Source organism: Halalkalicoccus tibetensis (genome assembly GCF_037996645.1).
GTDB lineage: Archaea > Halobacteriota > Halobacteria > Halobacteriales > Halalkalicoccaceae > Halalkalicoccus > Halalkalicoccus tibetensis.
The window spans coordinates 386,692-410,517 of sequence record NZ_JBBMXV010000001.1; the positions used below are offsets into that span (position 1 = coordinate 386,692).

Genomic DNA, 23,826 nt, shown 5'->3' on the forward strand with positions numbered 1-23,826 from the left:
CTACCCCACTCGATCGTTTAGTGGTTGGCGCTCCGGCACCGACTGCCGCAACGACCGCGCCCGGCCGGCAGTATAAGTGACCGCCCGTCCTCTACGGGGTGTGAAGATCTACACCGGCCGCGGCGACGAGGGGATGACGGACCTCCAGAACATGGACCGTGTCTCGAAGACGAACGAGCGCATCGAGGCCTACGGCACCGTCGACGAGGCCAACGCCCTGCTGGGGACGGCCCGCCCGACCGGCTACGACGACGTCGACGCCCAGCTGGAGGGGATGCAGAACCACCTCCACGTCGTCCAGGCGGACTTCGCGAACCCCGAGCCCGACGAGGACGACACCCGCGTGCGCGAGGAGCACACGGAGCAGCTCGAGGAGTGGATCGACGCCTACGACGACGAGCTCGACCCCCTCCAGCAGTTCATCCTCCCCGGCGGGAGCGACGTGGGCGCGACGCTCCACCACGCCCGGGCGGTGGTCCGGCGGGCCGAACGGCGCGCGGTCGCGCTGGCGGGCGAGGAGCCGATCAACGAGGAGGCCGTCGTCTACCTCAATCGGCTCTCCGACGCCCTGTTCGTCGTCGCGCGGGCGGTGAACAAACGGGAGGGGGTCCGCGAGGAGAACCCGACGTACTGAGTTCCGAACTATCGGAGGCCGACGACCTCGCGGTTCAGCACGTCCGCGTAGCCCGAAAAGGACAGCTTGAGCGCCGGGACTCCGGGGAACGACAGCGTCTGGACAGCGAGCAGCGGCCTCTCGACGCCCACACTTCGACTCCGAAGCGCGCTCTCGATCGCCCCCAGCAGGGTCGCGGTCTCCTCGACGTCGAGGTCTGAACAGGTCCCGGCGACCCGGAAGGGCGCCTCGGCGACGACCTCGCCGTCGGCGACCGCCCAGCCCCCGCCCATCTCCGCGACGCGCTCGGCCGCGAGCGCCATCGAGGCCTCGTCGGCGCCGACCACCGCCACGCCGGGCCGTTCCCACGTCAGCGAGGTGGCCGCGGCACCCGACTCCAGGCCGAAGCCGGTGAGAAAGCCAGTGAAGCTGTCGTCGTGACCCGGTCGCCGGTCAAGGAGCGCGGCCTTGAACAGGTCGTTTCCGGGGTCGGCGCGGAGCTCGCCCCCCTCGACGGGCGGGGAGACGCGCTCCTCGCCGGTCAGCAGTCCTCCTTCGAGGCTGATCGCGCGAATTTCGTCGTCGTCTCCCGGTACGGGCACCGAGAACGTATCGGGGCCGATCGAGAGCGAGACCGACTCGTAGAACTCCTCGGGGTACTCGCGGTTGCGCGGGCCGACCGTGGCGGATCCGTTCCTGACGACGACTTCGCCGCCGCTGACGACGGTTTCCACCCGAACGCTCTCGAGATCGGAGAGGACGACCACGTCGGCGACGTTGCCCGGCGCGAGCGAGCCCCGGTCGTCGAACCCGAAGTGGCGGGCGGGCGAGAGCGTCGCCATCCGGAGCGCGTCGGTCGGGTCGATCCCCGCCTCGATCGCCCGGCGGACCACGCGGTCCATGTGGCCATCCGCCAGATCGCGGGGCCAGACGCCATCCGTCGACAGCGAGCACTCCGCGGGGTCGACCCGGTCGATTGCCGCGGCGAGCGCGTCGACGTCGTCGCGGATCGACCCGCAGCGCCCGACGACGTGGATCCCGTTCTCGGCGCGTTCGATGACCTCCTCGCGGGTGATCGCCTCGTGGTCGTTATCGACGATCGAGGAGAAGGCGGCGAGCTTCTCGCCGCGACAGCCCGCGGCGTGGCCCGTCACCGGTTTTCCGAGCTCGCGTGCGCGCTCGTAGAGCGCCTCGGCCGGCGTATCGCGCCCGACCGCGTGGATCCAGTCGGTCTCGCCGACGCCGACGACCCGGTCGTCCCCGAGCAGGTCGACCAACTGCGCGGCCTCCTCGTCGGTCGCCTGCGGGGGCTCGAACGTGTCGAACAGCGGGGTCGGCGGCAGCGCGGCCCGCACGGTGACGGGCAGGTAGGCGGTGGCCGCGAGGAACTCCTCGATCCCGCGGGGGCCGAAGGCGCCGAACGAGGAGCACTCGGAGACCACCGTCGTCGTCCCGCCCTCCAGCGAGCGGTGGTAGGCGAGCTCGTAGCACTGGTAGACGTCGAGGTGGGTGTGGGCGTCGATGAAGCCCGGGACGACGGCCCCGCCGTCGGCGTGGATCACCTCGGTGTCGGGGCCGATCACGGGTTCGGCGTCCTCGGGCAGTGCCGCGACGCGGTTGTTCACGACGGCGACGTCCCGGGACTGGAACTCGCCGAGCTCGGGGAGCAACACCCGGCCGTCCGCGACGACGAGGTCCGCGGGCTCGTCGCCGAGCGCGACCGGCTGGAGGTCGTTCATCCGTTCATCACTGCCTCGTGGCACGTCATTGCCTCGTGATACCGTAGCATCCCCCAAACCAGTTGTGTCTGCACAGCGTGGCGAGACAGAATCCTTAAGACCGGCGCGCGGGAACTACCCGCTGCGGGTCGGTGATCTAGTCCGGTTATGATACCTCCTTCACACGGAGGAAGTCGGCGGTTCAAATCCGCCCCGACCCACTGAGCGTTCTCCGGCACCTCCGCGAACACCGCGAGCGACAGCGAGCGTGTGTGAGCAACCCCGTGCCGGAGAACCGAAGCGTCGGGCGGTTTGAACCAGGGAGTGTAGCGAGCGAAGCGAGCGGAACGACCGTGGTTCAAATCCGCCCCAATCTAATTGCTCTGGAAGTTACAAATTATATATGGAAGTGCTTTCAGTATAGTAGTGACTGTCTAGCAGTATGGATCATTACTTCGAGTCAGAAGACGATCTATCAAGGCTAAGACTAAAGATTGGTCATTTAGAGAAAGAATGGTCAGAAATGTGCGATAGTTGGGATGATCGGGGAAATATACGATCAATAGAGGATGATCTGATTCCACTTATTATCTCTACTCATGCAGCGATAGAGGATCTCACAGCGCATCTAATCATCACATTTGTAATAAAGAGGAAGTTTTCCGAAGGTGCCTTCGAATATGTCTATTCAGGAATGAGCCAATCACATAGAGAACAGTTGCTAGCGAATTGTGGGATCCTTTCAAACGAAACGCGAGGTAAGCTTAGCGATTTCAAAGGACTGAGGAACGACGTGGCTCATGGGACGTTTATGAAATTGGATTGGTACCGAGATAATATACAAGAGAAGATGGATGCAGCATTTGAGGTTCTAAATGCATTTGAAGAAGCGTTCACCAATTCCGACCTAATTGACGATATCTACGAAAGGAATAAGGTGCTCTGAACTGATTTGTCAGCCTCTTGGGTCTGAGAACAACTATTGCGAACGGAACGACCGAGGTTTAAATCCGCCCCGACCGGGAGACCTATTCCCACGGCCTGCGATCAGCGAAACGAAATGGACATCGCCGACGCCACCGCCGAGTGCGAGCGCGTCCTCGAGGCCGTCGAGGGGGCGGTGATCGCCGATCGAGCCGTATTGGAAACCGTTCTGCTCGGCACCCTCGCGCGCGGGCACGTACTGCTCGAGGACGTCCCGGGGACGGGAAAGACCCTCACCGCGCGGAGCCTCGCTCGGGCGCTGGGGCTCTCCTTTTCGCGGATCCAGTTCACGCCGGACCTCCTCCCGTCGGACATCACGGGCACCCACGTCTTCGACGAGCGCGATCGGGGCTTCGAGTTCAACGAGGGGCCCATCTTCGCGAACGTCGTGCTGGCCGACGAGATCAACCGCGCGCCGCCGAAGACCCAGAGCGCGCTGCTGGAGGCGATGGAGGAGCGCCAGGTGACCGCCGACGGCGAGACCCGCGCGCTGCCCGAGCCCTTCCTCGTGATCGCGACCCAGAACCCCGTCGAGCAGGACGGCACCTTCCCGCTGCCCGAGGCCCAGGTCGACCGCTTCCTCGCGAAGACCTCGCTCGGCTACCCCGACGCCGCGGGCGAGCGCGAGCTGCTGGCCCGGCGGGCCGACCGCACCCGCCGCAGTCCCACCATCGAACCCGTCCTCTCGACCGACCGGGTCGAGGCCCTCCAGGGGGTTCCCGAGACCGTCCGGGTCGAGGAGGACCTGCTGACCTACATGGTCGAACTCTGTCGGGCGACCCGCGAGGACCGTCGGGTGTCGGTCGGGGTCTCGCCGCGGGGCACCCAGCGGCTGTTCGAGGCCGCGCGCGCCCGGGCGGTCCTCGCGGGCCGCGAGTACGTCACCCCCGACGCGGTGAAGACGGTCGCCCGGCCCGTCTTGGCCCACCGGCTCGTACTGACGCCGGACGCCCGGGTCGACGACGTGAGCAAGGGAGCCGTGATCGAGCGGGTCCTCGAGTCGGTCCCCGTCCCGACGGTCGATTAGTCGAGCGTCTCGAGCAGCAACACCGCCGCCACCAGCAGGAAGACCAGCGCGGCGACGGGCTGCTCTCCGGTCCCCGCCCGGTAGAGCCCGTAGCCCGCACCCGCCGTGGCCAGCCCGACGGCGGCGCTCGCGGCCGCGTGGACCGCTTCCGCCCTCCTCGTTTCGGCTTCCCGCCCGAGCTGGCGGCCGACGCCGAGCGCGTTGCCCGCGACGTCCCACGCCACGATTGCGGCGACGACCGAGACGAGTACCACGGGAGCCGGCGCGCCCTCGACCCCGGCCGCGAGCGTCCCGCTTGCGAGCCCGGCCGCCCCCAGGGTCACCGGGCGGTCCGTACCGCGTACGAGCCCGACGCTGAGGGTCAGGAAGCCGATCGCACCGAGCGCGAGCGCGAGCCACGAGTAGAGGCCGCTCGACAGCAGGGCGACGAGCGCCGCCGCGAGCGAGAGCCGCCGGCCGAGCGGGGCCGGCGAGCGGTCGATCCGGCTCATCCCCGCCCCCGCTCGCCGTGGCGCGCGAGCGCGGCGTCGAGGGGCTCGTCCGCCCGCCAGTCGATCACCGGGATCCCGGCCCGCCGGAGCGCGCTCGTCCGGAGCGTTCGCGAGACGGCCGCCAGCCGGTGGCCGGGGGTTTGGTCGGCCGTCGGATCGGGGCTGAGGACCGTGACGGGGTGGCCGTGCTCCTCGAACCGGCGGGCGAACCGGCCCGCGGAATCGTCGACCAGCGGGGTACAGAAGACGACCTGCGTGCCCGGCGACAGCCGCCGGCGGAGCCGTCGCTGCGATCGAAACCAGCCCGAGGGGGTCGCCGGCGGGACGGGCGAGAGGACGGGATGGGTCGCGAGCAGCTCGCGCGCCGCCGTCCGGTGGTCACGTCCGGTTCCCGGGGCGAGCCAGCAGGGCTCGTCGCCGAGGGCGGCGATCCCGACCCGGTCGCCGGCCGCCGAGAGCGTGGCGAACAGACTGCCGGCGGCGTCGACCGACCGATCGACCGCGTGGGGTTTCTCGGGGCCGGGCGAGCGATAGGCGGGTTTGCGGGCGTCGATCAGGACGACGACCGTCGCGGCGCGCTCCTCGTGAAACTCGACGGTGGTCAGCTCGCCCGTCCGGGCTCGGCGGTTCCAGTCGATCCGTCGCAGGGGGTCGCCCGGGCGGTACTCCCGGGTCGCGTGGAACTGGGTCCCCTCCCCGCCCCGGTCGGTCTCGACCCGGCCGGCGTATCGCGTGGCCTGCGGGCGGAGCGCGAGGGGCTCGGCCGTCTCCCGAAGCGGGGGCACGCAGGTCAGCGTCGTCCCCGCCTCGAGCAGCCGTTCCTCCTCGGTCGAGCCCGCGAGATCACGGGCGACGAGGAGGGTCGGCCCGAACTCGTGGACCCCGCGGCGGGCGATCACGCCGTAGGAGAACGTCGCGCTCTCGCCGGCACGCAGCGCCGTCCCGAACCGCGGCGAGCCCTCGGCGACCGACAGCGCCTCGGGAACGCCGTCGACGACACGGAGATCCGACAGGAACCGGCCGCTCTCGTTGGTGAGGGTCACCCGTACTTCGACCTCGTCGCCGGGCGCCGGCCGAGAAGCCTCGACGACCCGCTCAGCCGAGACCTGCCCGGGCGGGAACGCCGACGAGCGAGCGTAGGCGGCGTAGCCGACGCCGACGGCCCCGGCGAGCAACACCGCCGGCTGCTCGACGAGGATGCCCAGCCCGATCCCGGCGAACGCGAGCGCCCCGATCCCCTGCCAGCGTCCCGTCGGGTGTGCCCCGCGGGCGATCACCCAGTCCTCGAACTCGCGGTTCGTTCCCGTCGAGAACCGGGTCGGGCGGTCCCGATCGGAGGGCGGACCATGATCGCCCTCCGAGCCCTCCCTCCTGATTCCGGCCACCGCGGCGATCGCGTCGACGGTCCGTCGGATCCGCCGGTCGCGTGAGGACTCTCGGCGCACCAGGTCCCGAAGCCGGGCCCGACGGGAAAGTCCCGCCACGTCCTCGCCGAGGAAGGCGGCCGCGTAGGGGTCGTCGGTCCAGGAGCCGTCCTCGATCCGTTCCTCGGCCTCCGGCTCGGGGAGTCCCTCGTACTCCCGGAGGACGCCGATCGCCGCCGCCCGGAGCCCCTCCTGGGCCCGGGTCCCGCGGTAGTAGTTCCGACGGTCCCCGAGGAACGCCTCGACGGCGGATTCGAGCTCCTCGCCGGGCGCGTCGGCCGTGACGGTGAGTTCAGGGTCGGGGGTCGTCGCCTCGTCGAGGTCGGCACGTCGACGGGACTGGACGGAACGAAGCGCCTCGACCACTGTCAGCAGCCCGACCAGCGTGACGACCGCCGTGCCGAGGTCGAGCCCGACGGCGTCGGGGGCGACGATCGACGCGAGGCCGAGCCCCAGCGCGGCGAGGCCGAGGACCAGCAGGAGCCGGCCGGCGTTCACGACCCGCCCTCCGCGTACCGGCGTTCGATTCGCCGAAACGTCTCGACCGCGCGGCGCTCGTACTCCTCCGACACTGTTCGCTCGCCGTAGCGAACGTCCTCGAACAGCCGGGTCAACTCGTCGACGTCCTCCTCGCTGATCCCGGCCGCCACCGCCCGGTCGGCGAACTCGCCGGGCGTCCGTGCCTCGGGATCCGGGGCGTCGAGCAGCCCGGTCATCTCCCGCCAGGCGCGGTACACCTCGTTTTCCGTCCCCCTGTTCTCCACCCGGTCGGCCGCCCGCCCCGCCGCCCGGCCGACGGCCGCCGCATCGGCAGTGTCGGGCCCGGCCTCGGCGTCCTCGGAGCCCGCCTCCTCGCTCGCGTCCGAGCGGCCGAGCAGCGCGATCACACCCCCGACGAGCGTGAGGACGAGGACGAGAACGGCGAGAGCAGCCGGCAGGGACGGCCCCGTCGGGTCGTCGCCGTCGGTCGCCTCACCCTCGCCGTCGCCGCCGAACGGAGTCCCCTCGCCGGGTTCGAGTGGGGGTGCCATCTCCCCGCCCACACCGGCGACGAACCGGAAGAGGAGGTACGCGAGCCCGATCAGGAGCGCCATCCCTATGATCACTTTGGCGGCCTCGCGGCGGTAGACGAGGGCGTAGACGACGACCACGAGGGCGATCAGAACGACCAGAACGGTCAGGAGCTCCGCGAGATACGGGGCGACGACGGTCTCGGCCGGCGATCCCGACTCCGGCTCGGGGAGCGGGCCGCCCTCCCCGTCCCCCCCACCGCCGCCGTCGCCCGTCCCGCTCGGGCCGTCCCCGTCGGTCGTCACCGTGGATCCGAGGGTCGCCGCGGAGAGCGCGACCGCGAACAGGGCGAGGGCGGCGATCAGGCCGGAACGGATGGCGTCGTTCATTAGCGGGGGTTCGGCGGCGACCGCATCGCGTTACACGCCGAATATCGGGTCGAAACTAAGAAGCTTTCTGCCCGTCCGGGATCAGGGATCCATGCCCTTCTCCGCCAGCTCCTCGCGGGCGGACTCGGACTTTCCGAGGTCGAGCCCCATCCCCTCGAGGACCGCCTCGCTCTTGGTGAACTGGACCTCCTCGTAGGCGACGATCTGGATCCGATTGCCCCACGGGTCCCGGAAATCGAGGCCGGAGGTATCGAGGCGGCCGATTCCCTGCTCGTCGAGGCGGTTCTCGAGGAGGCCTGGGTCGTCGACCACCAGCCCGAAATGGCGCCCCTCGTCGACTCCCTCCCCGTCCGCCTCGCCCAGCGCGAGGAACTGATCGCCCATGTCGAGGAAGGCGTGCGACTCCGAGCGCCCGCGCAGCTCGAACGCGAACAGCTCGCCGTAGAACTCGACGGCCTCGTCGAGGTCCCCGACCTCGAGGGCGACGTGGTTGATGCCGACGGGACGTGCGCGTGCGGGGTCAGCGTCGCTCATGTCGGCCCCTTGATCGCCGCGGGCCATAACCCCTCCCGTCAAGCGCTATCTCATCTGATAAATATAAGAATAAATATATGTACGTCGGCGGACTGGATACGGGTAGAAATGGCAACCGAGAGCCACTCCTCCGCCGACGAGGCCGACGTGACGGCCGCGCTCGGACTCGACTACAACGCACTGACCGACGGGATCCAGTATCCGATGTTCGTCCTCGACGCCGACCGACGGGTCGTCGTCTGGAACGAGGCACTCGCGGCGTTCACGGGGACGCCTCGCGACGAAATCCTCGGCGAGGCCGACGCGAGCACCGCGTTCTATCAGGACGGACGCCGGGCGAAGACGCTCGCGGACAAGGTGCTCGAGGCGCCCGAATCGGCCGATCAGGCCTTCGGCGTGGCCCGAGTCGATGGCGATGAGACGGGCTATGAGGACCACAGCACAATGTTGAACGCCCGCGGCGAGGAGCGCGACATCCGGTTCAGGGCGGCACCGCTGTACGACGGCGATCGGCTGGTCGGCTCCGTCGAGACCGTCCGGGACGTCACCGAGGAAAACCGTCGCCAGGAGGCGATGGAACACCTCGTCGAGGAGGCCGTCGAGACGATGACGGCGCTCCGCGACGGGGACTTCGGGGCGCGTGCGTCGGTCGAGGCGGAGGAGAAGAGCGCGGTCCGCGGCGACCTGGTCGAGGTGATCGACGCGACGAACCACCTCGCCGATCAGTTCGAGGCGGTGATGAACGACCTGCGATCGGAGGCGACGACCCTCTCGACGACGATCGAGAACGCCAACGTGGCGGCCACCGACATCGACGCGCTGACCGAGGAGCAGAACCAGTCGCTGACGACGGTCTCACAGGGGATGGAGGACTTCAGCGCGAACATGCAGGAGGTCGCCGCCACCGCCGCGCAGGTCTCGAACGCCTCGAAGGGCGCGAACGAGGCCGTGCGCGAGGGGATCGACGCGAGCGAGAACGCCCAAGAGACCACCGAGGAGCTCGTCGAGACGAGCACCGAGCTCACTGAGACGGTCCACGAGCTCGACGACCGGATGTCCGCGATCGAGGAGGTCGTCGAGGTCATCGAACGGGTCGCCGACGAAACCAACCTGCTCGCGCTCAACGCCTCGATCGAGGCCGCGCGGGCGGGCGAGGCCGGCAACGGCTTCTCGGTCGTCGCGAACGAGATCAAGTCGCTCGCCGACGAGACCAAGACCCACACCACCGAGATCACGTCGTTGCTCGACGGCGTTCAGGAGCAGGCCGACCTGACCGTCGAGGCCGCGGCGGAGTCGGATCAGCTGGTTGACGAGACCGCCGAGGAGCTCGACGACGTCTTCGAGGCGCTCGAGCGCATCGCCGAGGCTGGCGAGGAGACCGAGCACGGGATCGAGGAGGTCGCCGCGGCCAACGACCAGCAGGCCGCGACCATCGAGGAGGTCACCGCGACGATCGAGGACGTGACCGACCAGTCGGGCGAGATCACGGATCTGAGCGGCGACATCGTCGATCGGACGGACGACCAGCGAAACGTCCTCGAGTCGCTCACGGTCCACCTCGAGGCCGACGCGCGGGCCGACTAAAAGGCGAGGCCGACGATCCGGTAGAGGATCCCGATGGCGAACAGCGCGATCAACAGGGTCGTCACGACGGGGACGATCGGCGAGAGCATACCGGGCTCGACGCCGGGGTCCGCTTCGAGCATGCTCGCGGGAAACGGTCGGGGAAGGATAAACCTTCCCTCGATCGGGCGGCCGGGAGGTGGAACAACAGTTTAGTAGGGAGCCGCCGCAGTCGGGGGTATGGAAATCAGAGAGGCCGAACGATCGGACACCGAGGCCGTCCGCGAGGTCGCGCTCGCTTCACTGGAGACGTCCTACGAACACTTCCTGAACGAGGGGACGATCGAGGACGCCGTCGAGCAGTGGTACGGCGACGGACGCCTCGAGGAGCTGATCTCCGACGAGTCCGACGACGTCTACATCCCCGTCATCGAGGTCGACGGCGAGATCGTCGCCTACGCGCAGTGCCAGCTCGTCGAGTTCCCCGAGCGCGTCGGCGAGATCCACTGGCTCCACGTCGATCCCGACCACCGCGGCGAGGGCTACGGCTCGCAGCTCTACGACTACGTCCATGAGTACTACGAGGAGAAGGGTGTCGACCGGTTCAAGGGGTTCGTCTTCGCGGAGAACGAGCCCGGCAACGAGTTCTACGAGCGCCGGGGCTACGACGACGCCTACACCCACGTCCAGGAGATCGCCGGCGAGGAGTACACCGAGAACGTCTGGGTCGACATCCCCGAGGGCGAGGAGTACCGCCGCGCGGTCGAGCCCCACGAGGACGAGGACGGAACCACGCTCTACGTCGCCTACCGGGAGGCCTCGGTCGGCTCGCGCGGCGCCTTCCACGTCTCGTACATGGACGATGACCTGGAGAAGCGCTACGGCTGGTTCTGCTCGTCCTGCGAGAGCTTCGACAACGCGATGGACGCCTCGGGCCGGATCGTCTGCAACGACTGCGGGAACACCCGCAAGGCCACCCGCTGGGACGCCGCCTACCTCTGATCGGCAGGCTCTTTTCGCCGCCCTCCCTCGGTCCGCGCATGCCATCGGTCCGGTGTCACGACTGTGGTCGTTCCTTTCCGTTTCGCGAGCGAAAGCGCTGTGCGTGTGGCGAGCCCCTCCGGTTCGAACCCCGCGAGCTGCCGAGGTGGCCGGACTCGTCGAATCCCGGAATGTGGCGCTACGCCGACCTGCTGCCCGTCGACGCCCCCTCCGGGATCGGGGCGGCCGCCGGCGGGACCCCGATGGTGCGGACGCCACGGCTCGACGTCGGCGGCGTCCGGCTCTTCCTGAAGGACGAGGGTCGGAACCCGACGGGGAGCTTCAAGGACCGCGGCAGCGCCGTCGCGGCTGCCTACGCCGCCGAGAACGGGATCGACCGGCTCGGAACGGTGTCCCACGGGAACATGGCGATGAGCACCGCCGCGAACGCCGCCGGCGCCGGGCTCGACTGCACGGTCTGCGTTCCATCCGATATTCCCGAGGAGCGCCTCTCGCACATCGCGCGCTACGGTCCCGAGATCCTCCGAATCGAGGGCGACTACGGACGCCTCTACGAGGCCTCCTTGGAGCTCGAGGGGATCGAGTTCGTGAACTCCGATACACCCCTCCGGGTTGCGGGCCAGAAAACGGTCGCCCTCGAGATCTGCGAGGCCTTCTCGCCCGAGATTCCCGACGCGATCGTGCTTCCCGTCTCCAGCGGCGGCCAGCTGAGCGGGATTTGGCGGGCTCTCTCGGAGCTTCGGGAGGCGGACCTGATCGAGTCAGTCCCCCGGCTGTACGCCTGTCAGGCGGCCGCCTGCGCCCCGATCGTCCGGGCGTTCGAGGCCGGCGAGGAGTCGGTGAGCGCGGTCGAGGGCGGCGAGACGATCGCCTACTCGATCGCCAACGCCGATCCCCCGAGCGGGAACCGGGCGCTCGGGGCGCTGCGGGACACCGACGGCGGGGCGGTGGCGGTCCCCGACGAGGAGACCCGTGCCGCCCGGAAGCGACTCGCCCGCGAGGGAGGGTTCCGCGTCGAGGCCTCCTCGGCGGTCGCGTACGCGGGCCTCGAACGGCTGGTCGAGCGCGACGAGATCGCCTCGGACGAGCGGGTCGTGACGGTCCTCACCGGGAGCGGGTTCACGGAATCGGACGGGGCCGCAGTGGACGCACGGACGATCCCACTGGACGAGCTCGCGGATCGTTTCGGTCGATCAGCCTGAACCTCGCCCCGCCAGCAGTGTTTTCTAGTCCCGGTCCGTCGTGTCGGTATGGTCGGGATCGACTTTCGTCCCGCCGGAAAACGGGTTCTCATCGCCTTCGCCGTTTGTCTACTAGTCCTGCCGCCCCTCTCGACGTACTTCGGCGCGCGGTACGCCGTCCTCGCGTCGGCGATCGTCCTCGGGACGTTCGTCGCCCTGTCGGCGAGATCCGCCGACGGATCCGACGGGTCCGTCTGGAACGCGATCCCCGACCGGCAGTACGGCGGACGACACGTCGAATCGGGCGGGCTGACCCGCGAGGAACAGGAGCGATCCATCGAGGAGGTCCAGCGGCAGGCGGAGGAGACGATGGAGCACCACGAGCGATAGGCGGATTCAGTCCCGTTCCCCTTCGAGCGCGTAGGCGGCGTTGAGCGGGGTCGCGTCGTCGAAGCGCGCGCCGACGAGCTGCAACCCGACGGGAAGCCCATCGACCTCGCCCGCCGGGACGCTCGTCGCGGGGTGGCCGGTGCGGTTGAACGGCGAGGCGTTATCGGCGGTCCCGAGCTCGCGGGCGCGGTCGAACTGGTCGCGTTCGGGGTCGTACTTCGGAGCGGTCTCGACGACCGTCGGCATCGCGAGCAGGTCGTACTCGTCGAGTAGGGCGTCGTACTCCTCGATCAGCTCGAGGTAGAGGTTCATCCCGCTGGCGTAGTACCGCGAGTGGTACTTCTTGCCGGCGTAGGTCCCCATCAGCAACGAGAGCTTGACCGTCGCGGGGAAGTCGTCGCTCTGGGCCTGGCGGAACTTGCCGAAGGACTCGATCCAGGAGGGGTTGTACCAGCCCTGCCAGCCCCGGCCGACGCCCTCGCTGCGCATCGCCGCGGCGATCGCCTCGGACTGGCAGATCGAGTGGACCGCCCCGGCGTCGGCGTGGGGCGGCACCGAGACCTCCTCGATCGACGCGCCGAGGTCCCCCAAGGTCCCGATCGCCCCGTGGACCTCCTCGACGACACGGGGGTCCGCCTCCTCGCGTTCGAAGCCCTCCCGGACGACCCCGATCGAGAGCCCCGAGACGTCGCCGTCGAGCGCCTCCTCGTACTCCTCGACGGGGACGTCGGACGGCCGACGGACGTCCTTCCGGTCGCTGCCCGCGATGACCGAGAGCGTCCGCGCGACCGTCTCTACCTCGCGGGCCATCGGGCCCGGGTGATCGATCAGGTGTTCGAGCCCGACACAGCCGGTGTAGGGCACGAGGTCGTAGGTCGGCTTGTGGCCGACGACGCCACAGAACGCCGCGGGGATGCGGACGCTGCCGCCCTGGTCGGTCCCGATCGCGACGTCGGCCTCGCCCTCGGCGACGACGACCGCACTTCCGCCCGACGAGCCGCCCGCGAGGAACGCGTCGTCGTGGGGATTGTGGATCGGTCCGAAGGCGCTGTGGCCGCTCGTTCCCATCCCCATGTCGTCCATGTTCGTCTTCCCGACGACGTCGGCGCCCGCCTCGAGCAGCCGCGCCACCAGCGTCGCGTCGACGTTCGGGACGTAGCCCTCGACGACGTGCGAGCCACAGGTCATCTCGACGCCCGCGACCGAGACGTTGTCCTTCAGCGCGACGTCCCAGCCCTCGAGCGGCCCGCCCTCGTCGCCCCGGACCTCGCATCGGGTGACCCAGGCGTTGAGCGGGTTCTCGTCCGCGGGCGGTCGCGTGCCGCCGCTTCGTTCGCGGACGCTCGGCGAGCCGAACTGTGGCTCGGGGTTGTACGACCGGACCGTTTCGTAGGATTCGATGCGCTCGGCGGCCATCTCGCGGAAGAACTCGACCTCCTCGTCGGTCAGCGTGAGATACAGCTCCGAAGCCAGCTCCCGGAGCTCCTCCTTCGTCGGCTGTCGGATCGGCATACGCACCCATCGGGTCGAGGGAGTAAACGGTTGCCCCCTAACCGCGGCTTCGGGTATTGACTTACGTCGTCTGAAGCCCGTGTGTACTAGACACTCGTACGTATATGCCCACTGCACTCATGGTTATTAGTGAATCGTACGTTGAAACTGTATGCTTGAACCATTCGCATCGACGAATACTTATAACGTACTTGCAGGAGCGTGGGGGTGTCTCATGCACTTGGCGGCCCAACTACCGGAAAAGGTCTCCGACACTGGGATCGGTCCGTCCTCGACGGCGCCACGGTGGTGTATCGCTACCGAGGGACGAACGCGGGCGGCGCGGTCGCGGATTCGAACTACACAATGAAAACGAGCGTCGAAGTCGAGTACTGGGTTATCGACCGGAAGGGAGAGCTATGTGCGCCCGAGGGGCTGACGGGAATATCGCCACAGGTCGAGGAGGAGTTCGTCGACTGCCTCCTCGAGATCAAGACGACCCCGTGTGAGTCGGTCGAGGACCTCGCGGCGCAGTTCGTCGAACTGTTGGGCGAGACGCTGCGCGAGGCGAAAGAACGCGGGAAAGGTCTCGTCCCGCTGGCGACGCCGCTCGACTGTGACTCGATCGAGCAGCTGCCCGGCGACCGAGCCCGGATCCAGGAGCAGGTCCTCGGCGAGGACTTCGAGTACGCAAAACACTGTGCGGGCACCCACCTCCATTTCGAGAAACGCCGCGTCGTCGACCAGCTGAACACGCTGATCGCGCTCGACCCCGCGCTCGCGCTGTTGAACTCCTCGCCGTACTACAAGGGTCAGCGGATCGCCGCGGGCGCACGCCCCTACATCTACCGGGAGAAAGGGTACGCGCAGTTCCCGGCCCACGGCCAGCTCTGGGAGTATGCCGAGAGCGTCGCCGAGTGGAACGACCGGCTCGAACGCCGGTACGCCGAGTTCAAGCGGGAGGCGATCGACGCCGGCGTCGACGAGGCGGAGTTCGAGGCGAACTTCACGCCCGACGACGCGATCTGGACGCCGGTGCGGCTGCGCAAGTGTTTCCCGACCGTCGAGTGGCGCTCGCCCGACGCCACCCTTCCGAGCCAGATCCTCCGCCTCGCGGGCGAGATGTACCCCCTGATGGACGAGGCGAGCCGGGCGGAGGTCCGTGTCGAGGGCGACCTCGGGCTCGTCACCGACGACGGGATCACCCTCCCGGAGTTCGGGGCCGTTCGCGAGTACACCGACGCCGCGATCCACGAGGGGCTCGGCTCGGGGGAGGTCCGCGAGTACCTCGGTCGGATGGGGTTCGACGTCGACGCGTACGACCCGCTCACGGAGCAGTTGGATCGCGGGCCGTCGCTCGACGAAGCCCAGGCCCGCGAGCTCCGGCTCGAGTATGCGGCCGCCCTCGAACGCGACGTCGCCCGGCTGTCCGAACCCGAGCAGTACGCACACCGAAAACAGAACGCCTGACGCTGGGCTACAGCAGCTCCTCGACGTTATCGGCGACCTCCTCGGGAGTGTCGCCGACGGGGACGCCCGCGTCGTTGAGCGCGTCGATCTTCGATTCCGCGGTGCCGGTTCCCGAACCCGAGACGATGGCGCCGGCGTGGCCCATCCGCTTTCCGGGCGGGGCGGTCCGGCCGGCGATGAAGCCCGCGACGGGCGTCTCCATGTTCTCGTCGATGAACGCCGCCGCCTGCTCCTCGTCCTCGCCGCCGATCTCGCCGCACATCACGACGGCCTCGGTCTCGGGGTCCTCTTCGAACAGCGAGAGCGCGTCGACGAACGAGGTGCCGATGATCGGGTCGCCGCCGATCCCGACCGCGGTGGTCTGACCCAGCCCGCGGTTCGTGAGGTTGTCGACGACCTGGTAGGTCAGGGTGCCCGAGCGTGAGACCAGCCCGACGTTGCCCGACGAGAAGATGTTGCCCGGCAGGATGCCGAGTTTTGCCTCGCCGGGGGTGATGAGGCCGGGACAGTTCGGGCCGACGAGGTGGGTGTCGACCTCCGAGAGGCGCTTGTAGACCTTGCTCATGTCCTGGGTCGGGATCCCCTCGGTGATGGCGACCGCGAGGTCGAGCTCGGAGTCGAGCGACTCGAAGATGGCGTCCGCGGCGAACGCGGGCGGGACGAAGATGACGGATGCGTCCGCGTTCTCCTCCCTGACTGCTTGGTTGACCGTGTCGTAAACCGGCACGCCGGCCACTTCCTGACCGCCGCGTCCGGGCACCGCGCCCGCGACGACGTTCGTGCCGTACTCCATCATCTGCTCGGCATGGAACTTGCCCTCGCCGCCGGTGATGCCCTGTACGACCACGCGGGTGTCGTCGTCGACTAGAATGCTCATGCTTGGACCTCCTGTGCGTTCTCGACCGCACGCTGTACCGCTTCCTCCAGCGTCTGTTCGACCTGCACGAGGTCGGCGTTCAGGATCTCCATCCCCTCCTCGGCGTTGGTCCCCGCCAGTCGGACGACGACCGGCTTCGGGATCTCGTCGAACTGCTCCAGAGCGTTGTTGATCCCCTTCGCGACCTCGTCTCCTCGAGTGATGCCGCCGAAGATGTTGAACACGACCGACTCGACGTTCTCGTCGGAGAACACCATGTCGAGCGCGTTCGCGATCCGATCGGCCTTCGCGCCGCCGCCGACGTCGAGGAAGTTCGCGGGCTCGCCGCCGTAGTAGTCGACCAGATCGAGGGTCGTCATCACGAGGCCGGCGCCGTTGCCGATGATGCCGACGTCGCCCTCCAGTCGAACGTAGTCGAAGCCGTACTCGCCGGCCTTGCGCTCGAGGTCGTCGGTGTAGGACTCCTCCTCCATCTCGGCCAGCTCGGACTGGCGAAAGAGGGCGTCCTCGTCGATGTTCATCACGGCGTCGGCCGCGATGACCTCGTCGTCGCTCGTGACCATCAGCGGGTTGATCTCCGTGTCGCTGGCGTCGCGGTCGTCCCACAGCGAAAAGAGCGTCGTCAGGACGCTCGAGACGTCGCCCGCGACCTCGCGGTCGATCCCGGCGTCGTAGACGACGCGGCGGGCCTGATACGGCTGGAGGCCGAAGGAGGGGTCGACGTGCTCGCGCGCGATCGCGTCGGGGTCCTCCTCGGCGACCTCCTCGATGTTCACGCCGCCCTTGCGCGAGACCATCGCGACGGGCTTGCCCTCGCCGCGGTCCATCGTCACGCCGACGTAGAGCTCGTCGACGAAGTCGACGGCCTCCTCGACGAGCACGCGCTCGACGGTGTAGCCCTTGAGGTCCATTCCCAGGATCGAGTCGGCGGCCTCGCGGGCCTCCTCGTCGTCCTCGACGAGCTCGATCCCGCCGGCCTTTCCGCGACCACCCACCTGTACCTGTGCCTTGACCGCGACCGGGTACCCGATCGACTCCGCGGCCGAGAGCACCTCGTCGGCGCTTTCAGCGAGCTGCGAGTCGGGCGTCGGGATCCCCGCGTCGGCGAACACCGACTTCGCTTGGTATTCGTGTAGCTTCATCGTTGGCTCGAACGGAACTCCTGCCGGCGCGGAGTTAGTAGTACCGGATCCGGCCGAGATTCCCTTGGACGCCTCGGCTACGGGGCCGAAGAACGGACGGTATCCATCCTCGGAGCTACGGGAAGTCGGGTCGAGGGGTCGCATGGCGAGTGATGCTCGACAACGAACGGCACGACGGACACTGATGGCGATGTACCAGGGTCGATCCTGATCATGATAGATTATAAATATAGGTGGAGGAGCGGAGGAACCACGTTCCGAGTGTGCCTCGAGCGGTGTCTCGGGTTCGGTGACGCGTCCGGCGTGCTTCTGCCTCGGCGACCATCTACAGCCGTCGGCATCTCCCACGATATGTGTTACCGTGTCAGAGATCGACGCGCGTGAACTGACGAACCCCGGATTATGACATGACTAACCGATCGTTCACGGTTCGCGTCTACGTGTTAGCCGATCTATAATAAGGGACAAACTCCTCGTCCTCATAGGTGGTATCAATGTCATCGGAACGTAGCGGGGATGTCGAGGTGCTGTTGATCGGGATCGACGCCTGCAGTCGGGGGATACTCGAGACGCTGTTCGAGGAGGATCGCGTGCCGACCCTCCAGTCGATCTGGGAGGCCGACCCGAGCGGCGACCTCGAGTCGCAGGTCCCGCCCTGGACGGCGAGCGCATGGCCCTCCCTCTATACGGGGACGAACCCCGGAAAGCACGGCATCTTCGACTTCCTGACCTACGACGGCTACGACTGGGGGGTCGCGAACGCGAGCTCGGTCGACGAACACGCGCTGTGGGAGCTGCTCGACTACCACGACAAGCGAAGCGTCGTCGTCAACGTCCCGATGACCTACCCGCCGAGCGAGGTCGACGGGGCGATCATCCCCGGCTTCACCGCCCCCGAGAGCCCGCCCTCGCACCCCGAGGGGATCCTCGAGGAGGTCCGCGACGCGATCGGCGAGTATCAGGTGTATCCGACGCCGGGCGGCGAGACTGACGCCTTCGAGGAGTACGTCGACTCGGTTTCGATGCGGAGCGACGCGTTCCTCTATCTCACGGAGGAATTCGAACCGGACTTCGGCTTCGTCCAGTTCCAGGTCACGGACACGGTCTTCCACCAGTACGGCTACGAGGAGGAGCTCGTCGCGGAGATCTACGAGGCCGTCGACCGGGAGGTCGAGCGGATCCTCGAGGGGACCGACCCGGACGTCGCCCTGCTCGTGAGCGACCACGGGCTCGGGGAGTACGAGGGCGAGGAGTTCCGGCTCAACACCTTCCTGCAGGAACACGGCTACATCGAGACCACCCACAGCGGCGCCGGCATGCCCTCCTGGCAGACGGTTCGGGAGCAGTCGCTGCGGAAGGGCGAGGAGACGACCGAGCGCGAGCCGACGCTGCTCGAACGCGGGGTCGCGACCGCCGCGAGCATGGGGATCACCACCCGCCGGATCAGCCGCGCGCTCGAGACCGTCGGGCTCGACGAGCTCGCGAAGCGCCACGCGCCCGCCGGGATCGTCAAGGCCTCCGACGAACAGGTCGACTTCGCTCGTTCGAAAGCGTATATGCGCTCGCGCGTCGAGACCGGCGTCCGGATCAATCTCGAGGGCCGGGATCCCGAGGGAGTGGTCTCCCAGGACGAGTACGAGGACGTCCGCGACGAGCTGATCGAGCTGCTCTCGGGCGTCGAGGCGCCCGACGGCGAACCGGTCTTCGAGGACGTCGCGCGCGTCGAGGAGTACTTCGAGGGGCCGAACGTCGATCGCGCGGTCGACGTCATGACGGTCCCCAACGACTGGAACTACTTCCTCTCGGCCCAGCTGCGCGAGGAGCTGTTCGCCCCGCCCGCCGAGCCGTGGAACCACAAGCTCGAGGGGATCGCCATGGCGACCGGACCGGGCGTCGAGGGTGACGACGCCGACTTCGAGGGCGCACATCTGCTCGACGTCGCGCCGACGGTGCTCTCGGCGCTCGGCGTCCCTCGGAGCGACCGGATGGACGGCGATCCGCTGGGCGTGGTCGAGCCGAGCGAGGAGATGTCCTACCCCGACCACGCGGAGATGAATCGCCGGGCGACCGACGACGCGGACGTCGAGGATCGGCTCGCCGACCTGGGCTATCTGGAGTAGACGGCTTCCGCATCCGCCGGGCTTTATCCGTCCGAGCGCCTCGATCCGGTAATGACGCTGGCGATCGACGCGACCGGGTTGGTAAAGGAGTACGACGACGTCAGGGCGCTCGACGGGTTGGACCTCTCGGTCGAGTCGGGGGAGTTCTTCGGCCTGCTCGGTCCGAACGGCGCGGGCAAGACGACGTTCATCAACATACTCGTCGGCCTGGTCCGCAAGACCGGCGGCGAGGTGCGGGTCTTCGGGGACGACGTTGAGGACGACTACCGCGCGGTCCGGGACAGCATCGGGCTCGCGCCCCAGGAGTTCAACGTCGACCGTTTCTTCTCGATCCGCGAGGTGTTGATGCACAAGGCGGGCTATCACGGCGTGAGCGACGAGGAGCGAAAGCGCCGCGCCGACGAGGCCCTCGAGCTGGTGGGGATCTACGACAAGCGAAACACCCGCTTCGACTGGCTCTCGGGCGGGATGAAACGGCGGCTGCTCCTCGCGCGCGCGATCGTGACCGAGCCCGACCTGCTGATCCTCGACGAGCCGACCGCGGGCGTCGACGTCCAGCTGCGCCACGACCTCTGGGGGATCATCAACCGGCTGAACGACGAGGGGACGACGATCCTTCTCACTACTCACTACATCGAGGAGGCCGAACGGCTCTGTGACCGGGTCGCGATCATGGATTCGGGTCGGAAGGTCACCGTCGCGACCCCCGAGGAGCTGATGGAACGGGGCACCGACACGATCACCGTCGAGCTTCGCGACCCGCCAGCGACCGCGCCCGCGATCGAACGCGAGGTCGAGGGACTCGAGGAGGTCACGATCGACGGGAGCCGGCTCGTCGCCCGCGCGAACGCGGGCGGGCGGGTCGCACCCGGACTACTCAGCGCCCTCGAGAAACGGGGTCACGAGGCCCTCGACCTCGAGATCTCGCGGACCTCCCTCGAGGAGATCTTCGTCGAGCTCACCGAGGGCCAGCGCGGGGGCAACCAGTCCGGGACGGACGAAGGACCCGACGACGAGGCCCGAATCGCGGGGGAGACGTCCCGATGAACCCGATCTCGGCGCGCTTCTATACGCTGCTCGAACGGGAGGTCCAGCGCTACGTCCGCCGGCCCTGGAACACCTTCCTCCCGCCGATGATCACGAACGTGCTCTACTTCTCCGTCTTCGGGGTGATCCTCGGGGCGCGGATCGACGAGATCCAGGGGTTCTCCTACATCCTCTTCCTCCTCCCGGGGCTCGTCGTGCTCGGAGCGATCTCGAACGCCTTCGAGAACGCCTCCTTCTCGATCTTCCACGGGCGCTGGAACGAGTACATCCACGAGACGCTCACCTCGCCGCTGTCCTACACCGAGATGGTGATCGCCTACGTCGTCTCGAGCGCGGCCCGCGGGATGATCGTCGGGGCCATCATCGCCGTCATCGGCGCCTTCTTCACCCCCGTCGGGATCGAGCGGCCGTTCTACCTCGTCGCGTTCATGCTCGTCGTCACCCTGCTCTTTGCCGCCCTCGGCGTCGTCGGCGGGCTGGTCGCTGAGGACTTCGATCACCTGACGGTGATGAACCAGTTCATCCTCCGACCGTTGGTCTTCTTCGGCGGCGTCTTCTACTCGCTGGAGATCCTCCCGCCGCTGTGGCGAACCGTCTCGCTGCTCAACCCGATGGTCTACATGGTAAACGGCGTCCGATACGGCTTCCTCGGCTACTCGGACGTCGATCCCAACGCCGCGCTGGCCGTCCTCGTGGCGATGACGCTCGTCGTCTGCCTGGTCGACGTCGTCCTGTTCGCGCGGGGCTACGGCCTGACCGACTGAGGCGGGTTCGATACCGGCCATTATACACCAAGCAAACCCGCCCGAACTCGTGTGCCACCGCTCGAAAGATGAATTATACATGTAATATATAATACCGTTCCGAATCAATGATGAGCCAGAGAGGGCGGACTGTCCCTATAGGGGCGATCGGAACATCGAACCATGAGCGTCATCGTGAAACTACAGGTGCCCGCGGCGGACTTCGAGTTCGGACGGGTGTTCTCCGCGATCGGTACGGAGACGACGGTCGAGCTCGAGTCGCTGGTCCCGGTCCCGGGCAGCTCGACGCCGTTCGTCTGGATCTGTGGGCCGGACCACGACGCTCTGGTGGCGGAGATCGCCGCCCATCCGACGATTCACGCGGTCGAGCGCGTCGAGAGCCTCCGCGGGCAGTCGCTCTATGCCCTCGACTGGGCGATCGAGTACGACCACCTCTTCCGGGCGCTGCGGGAGTACGCGGTGCAGGTGCTCAGCGCGAAGCGCGTCGGGACCGGGTGGCGGTTCACGCTCCGATTTCTCACCCATCGGTCCCTCTCGCGGTTCCGGGACTACTGTACGGACGCCCGCATCGGGTTGGACGTCGCGCGGATCTACAACATGCCGGAGGCCCAGCCGGACCAGCCGTTCGGCCTCTCGAGACCACAGCGCGAGGCGCTCGTGTTGGCCGTCCGGGAGGGGTACTACGACATCCCCCGGGGCTGTAACACGGCCGACATCGCGGAGCTGCTCTCGATCTCCGATCAGGCAGTGACCGAACGCCTCCGCCGGGCGATCGCCACGCTCACGAGGAACACCGTGATGGCCGAAAGCCTCCCTCGCTAGTAATGACAGTATAATAATATTATAGAGGAAACCACTAAATCATGGTCAATCAAGGATATCACTATACGAACGGTGACTGTATGTGATATCGTCTGCTTGACGGCAGACACCCTCCGGACCTCGCCCGGGTCCGGAGGTGCCTCTGATGGGGACGCCGGCCCCCCGGCGTTCTCCGAGCCGACTAACGGGTAGCTCTTTGTCCGTCGAGCGCGACCGACCAGTATGCGTGCGGTACGATACCACGAACACGGCGGACCCGAGGTACTGAGCGTCGAGGAAGTCGACCGGCCCGAGCCCGGCGGCCACGAGCTGCTGGTCCGGGTCGAGGCCGCCGGGATCAACCCCGTGGACACCTACTTCCGCGAGGGGTCGTACGAGCCCTACGAGCTGCCGCTGGCGCCCGGGTCGGACTTCGCGGGCGTCGTCGAGGAGGCCGGCGACTGGACCCCGGGGTTCGAGGCGGGCGATCGGGTGTTCGGCACCGGACTCGGGAAGGACCATCAGGGCACCTACGCCGAGTACGCGCTCGTCCCGACCGATCGGGTCGCTCGCCTCCCCGACGGGGTCGGCTTCGCCGTCGGCGGCGGGGCGGGGATCCCCGCGGTCACCGCCTGGCGCGCGTTGATCGACCACGCGGGCCTCGAGCCCGCCGAGACCTGCCTGATCCACGGCGGGTCGGGCGGGGTGGGCCACGCCGCCGTCCAGCTAGCTGCGGCGGCCGGCGCGGAGGTGGTGACGACCGCCTCGCCGGAGTACCACGATGAGTTGGAGGGGCTCGGCGCCGACGTCGTCCTCGACTACGCCGACGATGACCTCGAGGAAAGCATCGCGGAGTACGAGCCGTCGGTGATCCTCGATCACCGGCTCGACGAGTACCTCGACTTCGACGCGGCGGTCGCCGCACAGGGCGCCCGGGTCGTCGGGATCGGGAACACGGTCCCGGAAGCGGGCTGGGAGAACGTGCCCGCCGCGCGGGCGAAGGAGCTGCGCGTCCAGCTCATGAGCATGTTCAACACGCCCGACCTCTCGGCTCGCCTCGAACAGCTCGCACGGCTCATGGGACGGGGCGACCTCGGGATCCACGTCGCCGAGAGCTACTCGCTCGATAGGGCCGACGAGGCCCAGCGGGCGGTGATGGAGGACAGCTTCCTCGGAAAACTGGTGATCGAGCCCTGAACCCTAATCGCCGACGTAGTACCACATCGCGTTGCCCTTCGCGACGTCGGGGCAGGCCCCGAGCCCGGGCTTGACGACGGTCTCCCACCAGCCGCCGTCGGGGATCGAGTACTCGCCCGGGTAGCAGGGGTAGACCTCGCGGATGAAGTCGCTCCGGCGGGCGCTGCCCTGGCCCCTGAGATAGGAGTAGGCCGCGAGGATCGCCCGCCGGCGCTCGGCCTGCTCGGCCCCCGTCCCCGGGACGTAACGGTCCTCGACGAGCTGTCGGATCCGGTCCGGAACGTCGCACCTCGGTAGCCGGGGACGGTCGGCGTCGACGACGATCCGGCCGCTGCCGTAAACCTCGACCGAGCAGTCCCGATACCGGAAGGAGCGGACCTCGTCGTCCTCGCCCTCCTCGATGAGCGAGCGGATCGAGTCGGTGTCGACGACGGATTCCAGCGGCGGGACCAGATCCGTGGGGGCTTCGTCCCTGGCGGCGGCGATCGCGCTCGCGACGGAGACGATCGGCGACGTGTCGGCGGTGGGCGGGTGGTGGGTCTCACGTCCACCGTTCTCCGATCGACCGCGGGAGTCGTCCCGTGACATGG

General features: G+C 68.1%; 23 protein-coding genes and 1 tRNA gene. 14 read left to right on the forward strand and 10 right to left on the reverse strand.

The window, feature by feature from the left end; all coding sequences use genetic code 11:
* Positions 1–100: 100 nt before the first annotated feature.
* Positions 101–634, forward strand: a complete 534-nt coding sequence (locus WOA58_RS02215) for a cob(I)yrinic acid a,c-diamide adenosyltransferase (protein WP_340602513.1) — start codon at positions 101–103, stop codon at positions 632–634.
* 8 nt (positions 635–642) lie between these two features.
* Here the strand turns inward: WOA58_RS02215 and WOA58_RS02220 are convergent, their stop codons facing one another.
* Entirely contained in the window at positions 643–2,352 is a 1,710-nt protein-coding gene (locus WOA58_RS02220; protein ID WP_340602514.1) for an adenine deaminase C-terminal domain-containing protein, read from the reverse strand.
* Positions 2,353–2,477: 125 nt separating this feature from the next.
* On the opposite strand from WOA58_RS02220, the gene WOA58_RS02225 reads away from it, so the two are divergent.
* The 3 genes from WOA58_RS02225 (at position 2,478) to WOA58_RS02235 (ending at position 4,342) form a co-directional block, all read left to right on the forward strand.
* Positions 2,478–2,552 (forward strand) — tRNA-Val (locus WOA58_RS02225).
* Positions 2,553–2,773: 221 nt separating this feature from the next.
* A complete protein-coding gene (locus WOA58_RS02230) occupies positions 2,774–3,277 on the forward strand; it encodes a hypothetical protein (RefSeq protein WP_340602516.1) in 504 nt (167 codons plus the stop codon).
* 114 nt (positions 3,278–3,391) lie between these two features.
* Positions 3,392–4,342 (forward strand): AAA family ATPase, encoded by a 951-nt coding sequence (locus WOA58_RS02235; protein WP_340602517.1) that lies wholly within the window; start codon positions 3,392–3,394, stop codon positions 4,340–4,342.
* Here the strand turns inward: WOA58_RS02235 and WOA58_RS02240 are convergent.
* The 4 genes from WOA58_RS02240 to WOA58_RS02255 form a co-directional block, all read right to left on the reverse strand.
* Positions 4,339–4,833 (reverse strand): DUF7519 family protein, encoded by a 495-nt coding sequence (locus tag WOA58_RS02240; protein WP_340602518.1) that lies wholly within the window; start codon positions 4,831–4,833, stop codon positions 4,339–4,341. The genes WOA58_RS02235 and WOA58_RS02240 overlap by 4 nt on opposite strands.
* Positions 4,830–6,755: a DUF58 domain-containing protein gene (locus tag WOA58_RS02245; RefSeq protein WP_340602519.1), complete on the reverse strand. Its 1,926-nt coding sequence runs from the start codon at positions 6,753–6,755 to the stop codon at positions 4,830–4,832. Before WOA58_RS02245 ends, WOA58_RS02240 begins: the two co-directional genes overlap by 4 nt.
* Complete coding sequence (locus WOA58_RS02250) at positions 6,752–7,657, reverse strand: DUF4129 domain-containing protein (RefSeq protein WP_340602520.1); 906 nt, start codon at positions 7,655–7,657, stop codon at positions 6,752–6,754. Before WOA58_RS02250 ends, WOA58_RS02245 begins: the two co-directional genes overlap by 4 nt.
* An 81-nt stretch (positions 7,658–7,738) precedes the next feature.
* Positions 7,739–8,191: a VOC family protein gene (locus tag WOA58_RS02255; RefSeq protein WP_340602521.1), complete on the reverse strand. Its 453-nt coding sequence runs from the start codon at positions 8,189–8,191 to the stop codon at positions 7,739–7,741.
* A gap of 108 nt (positions 8,192–8,299) precedes the next feature.
* Between WOA58_RS02255 and WOA58_RS02260 the strand changes: the two genes are divergently transcribed.
* On the forward strand, positions 8,300–9,775 hold the full coding sequence (locus WOA58_RS02260; protein ID WP_340602522.1) for a methyl-accepting chemotaxis protein: 1,476 nt from the start codon (positions 8,300–8,302) through the stop codon (positions 9,773–9,775).
* Here WOA58_RS02260 and WOA58_RS02265 read toward each other — a convergent pair.
* Positions 9,772–9,897, reverse strand: a complete 126-nt coding sequence (locus tag WOA58_RS02265; RefSeq protein ID WP_340602523.1) for a hypothetical protein — start codon at positions 9,895–9,897, stop codon at positions 9,772–9,774. The two genes, WOA58_RS02260 and WOA58_RS02265, sit on opposite strands and share 4 nt — an antisense overlap.
* Positions 9,898–9,994: 97 nt before the next feature.
* Here WOA58_RS02265 and WOA58_RS02270 point away from each other — a divergent pair, with 97 nt between their 5' ends.
* Genes WOA58_RS02270 through WOA58_RS02280 form a run of 3 tightly spaced genes read left to right on the forward strand, consistent with a single transcriptional unit; the run spans position 9,995 to position 12,327 of the window.
* Positions 9,995–10,756 (forward strand): GNAT family N-acetyltransferase, encoded by a 762-nt coding sequence (locus tag WOA58_RS02270; RefSeq protein WP_340602524.1) that lies wholly within the window; start codon positions 9,995–9,997, stop codon positions 10,754–10,756.
* A 38-nt stretch (positions 10,757–10,794) separates the two neighbouring features.
* On the forward strand, positions 10,795–11,958 hold the full coding sequence (gene thrC, locus WOA58_RS02275) for a threonine synthase (protein ID WP_340602525.1): 1,164 nt from the start codon (positions 10,795–10,797) through the stop codon (positions 11,956–11,958).
* A 48-nt stretch (positions 11,959–12,006) separates the two neighbouring features.
* Positions 12,007–12,327 carry a hypothetical protein gene (locus tag WOA58_RS02280; protein ID WP_340602526.1) on the forward strand — a complete coding sequence of 107 codons (321 nt, stop codon included), beginning with the start codon at positions 12,007–12,009 and terminating at the stop codon, positions 12,325–12,327.
* A gap of 6 nt (positions 12,328–12,333) precedes the next feature.
* Here the strand turns inward: WOA58_RS02280 and WOA58_RS02285 are convergent, their stop codons facing one another.
* The gene (locus tag WOA58_RS02285; protein WP_340602527.1) at positions 12,334–13,839 is read right to left on the reverse strand and encodes an amidase; all 1,506 of its coding nucleotides are present in this window, start codon (positions 13,837–13,839) and stop codon (positions 12,334–12,336) included.
* Positions 13,840–14,184: 345 nt separating this feature from the next.
* Here WOA58_RS02285 and WOA58_RS02290 point away from each other — a divergent pair, with 345 nt between their 5' ends.
* A complete protein-coding gene (locus WOA58_RS02290) occupies positions 14,185–15,288 on the forward strand; it encodes a glutamate-cysteine ligase family protein (protein ID WP_390220495.1) in 1,104 nt (367 codons plus the stop codon).
* Positions 15,289–15,295: 7 nt separating this feature from the next.
* Here WOA58_RS02290 and sucD read toward each other — a convergent pair whose 3' ends face one another.
* Positions 15,296–16,165 carry a succinate--CoA ligase subunit alpha gene (gene sucD, locus WOA58_RS02295; protein WP_340602529.1) on the reverse strand — a complete coding sequence of 290 codons (870 nt, stop codon included), beginning with the start codon at positions 16,163–16,165 and terminating at the stop codon, positions 15,296–15,298.
* Entirely contained in the window at positions 16,162–17,307 is a 1,146-nt protein-coding gene (sucC, locus tag WOA58_RS02300; RefSeq protein ID WP_340602530.1) for an ADP-forming succinate--CoA ligase subunit beta, read from the reverse strand. Before sucC ends, sucD begins: the two co-directional genes overlap by 4 nt.
* 494 nt (positions 17,308–17,801) lie before the next feature.
* Between sucC and WOA58_RS02305 the strand changes: the two genes are divergently transcribed.
* The 5 genes from WOA58_RS02305 (at position 17,802) to WOA58_RS02325 (ending at position 23,236) form a co-directional block, all read left to right on the forward strand.
* Positions 17,802–19,427 carry an alkaline phosphatase family protein gene (locus tag WOA58_RS02305; RefSeq protein ID WP_340602531.1) on the forward strand — a complete coding sequence of 542 codons (1,626 nt, stop codon included), beginning with the start codon at positions 17,802–17,804 and terminating at the stop codon, positions 19,425–19,427.
* Positions 19,428–19,478: 51 nt separating this feature from the next.
* The gene (locus tag WOA58_RS02310; RefSeq protein ID WP_340602533.1) at positions 19,479–20,474 is read left to right on the forward strand and encodes an ABC transporter ATP-binding protein; all 996 of its coding nucleotides are present in this window, start codon (positions 19,479–19,481) and stop codon (positions 20,472–20,474) included.
* Positions 20,471–21,238, forward strand: a complete 768-nt coding sequence (locus tag WOA58_RS02315; RefSeq protein ID WP_340602534.1) for an ABC transporter permease — start codon at positions 20,471–20,473, stop codon at positions 21,236–21,238. The genes WOA58_RS02310 and WOA58_RS02315 overlap by 4 nt, the downstream gene beginning before the upstream one ends.
* A 162-nt stretch (positions 21,239–21,400) precedes the next feature.
* On the forward strand, positions 21,401–22,060 hold the full coding sequence (locus tag WOA58_RS02320) for a helix-turn-helix domain-containing protein (protein WP_340602535.1): 660 nt from the start codon (positions 21,401–21,403) through the stop codon (positions 22,058–22,060).
* A gap of 222 nt (positions 22,061–22,282) precedes the next feature.
* On the forward strand, positions 22,283–23,236 hold the full coding sequence (locus WOA58_RS02325; protein WP_340602537.1) for an NADPH:quinone reductase: 954 nt from the start codon (positions 22,283–22,285) through the stop codon (positions 23,234–23,236).
* Positions 23,237–23,239: 3 nt separating this feature from the next.
* Here the strand turns inward: WOA58_RS02325 and WOA58_RS02330 are convergent, their stop codons facing one another.
* The gene (locus tag WOA58_RS02330; RefSeq protein ID WP_340602538.1) at positions 23,240–23,824 is read right to left on the reverse strand and encodes a HalOD1 output domain-containing protein; all 585 of its coding nucleotides are present in this window, start codon (positions 23,822–23,824) and stop codon (positions 23,240–23,242) included.
* Positions 23,825–23,826: the final 2 nt, after the last annotated feature.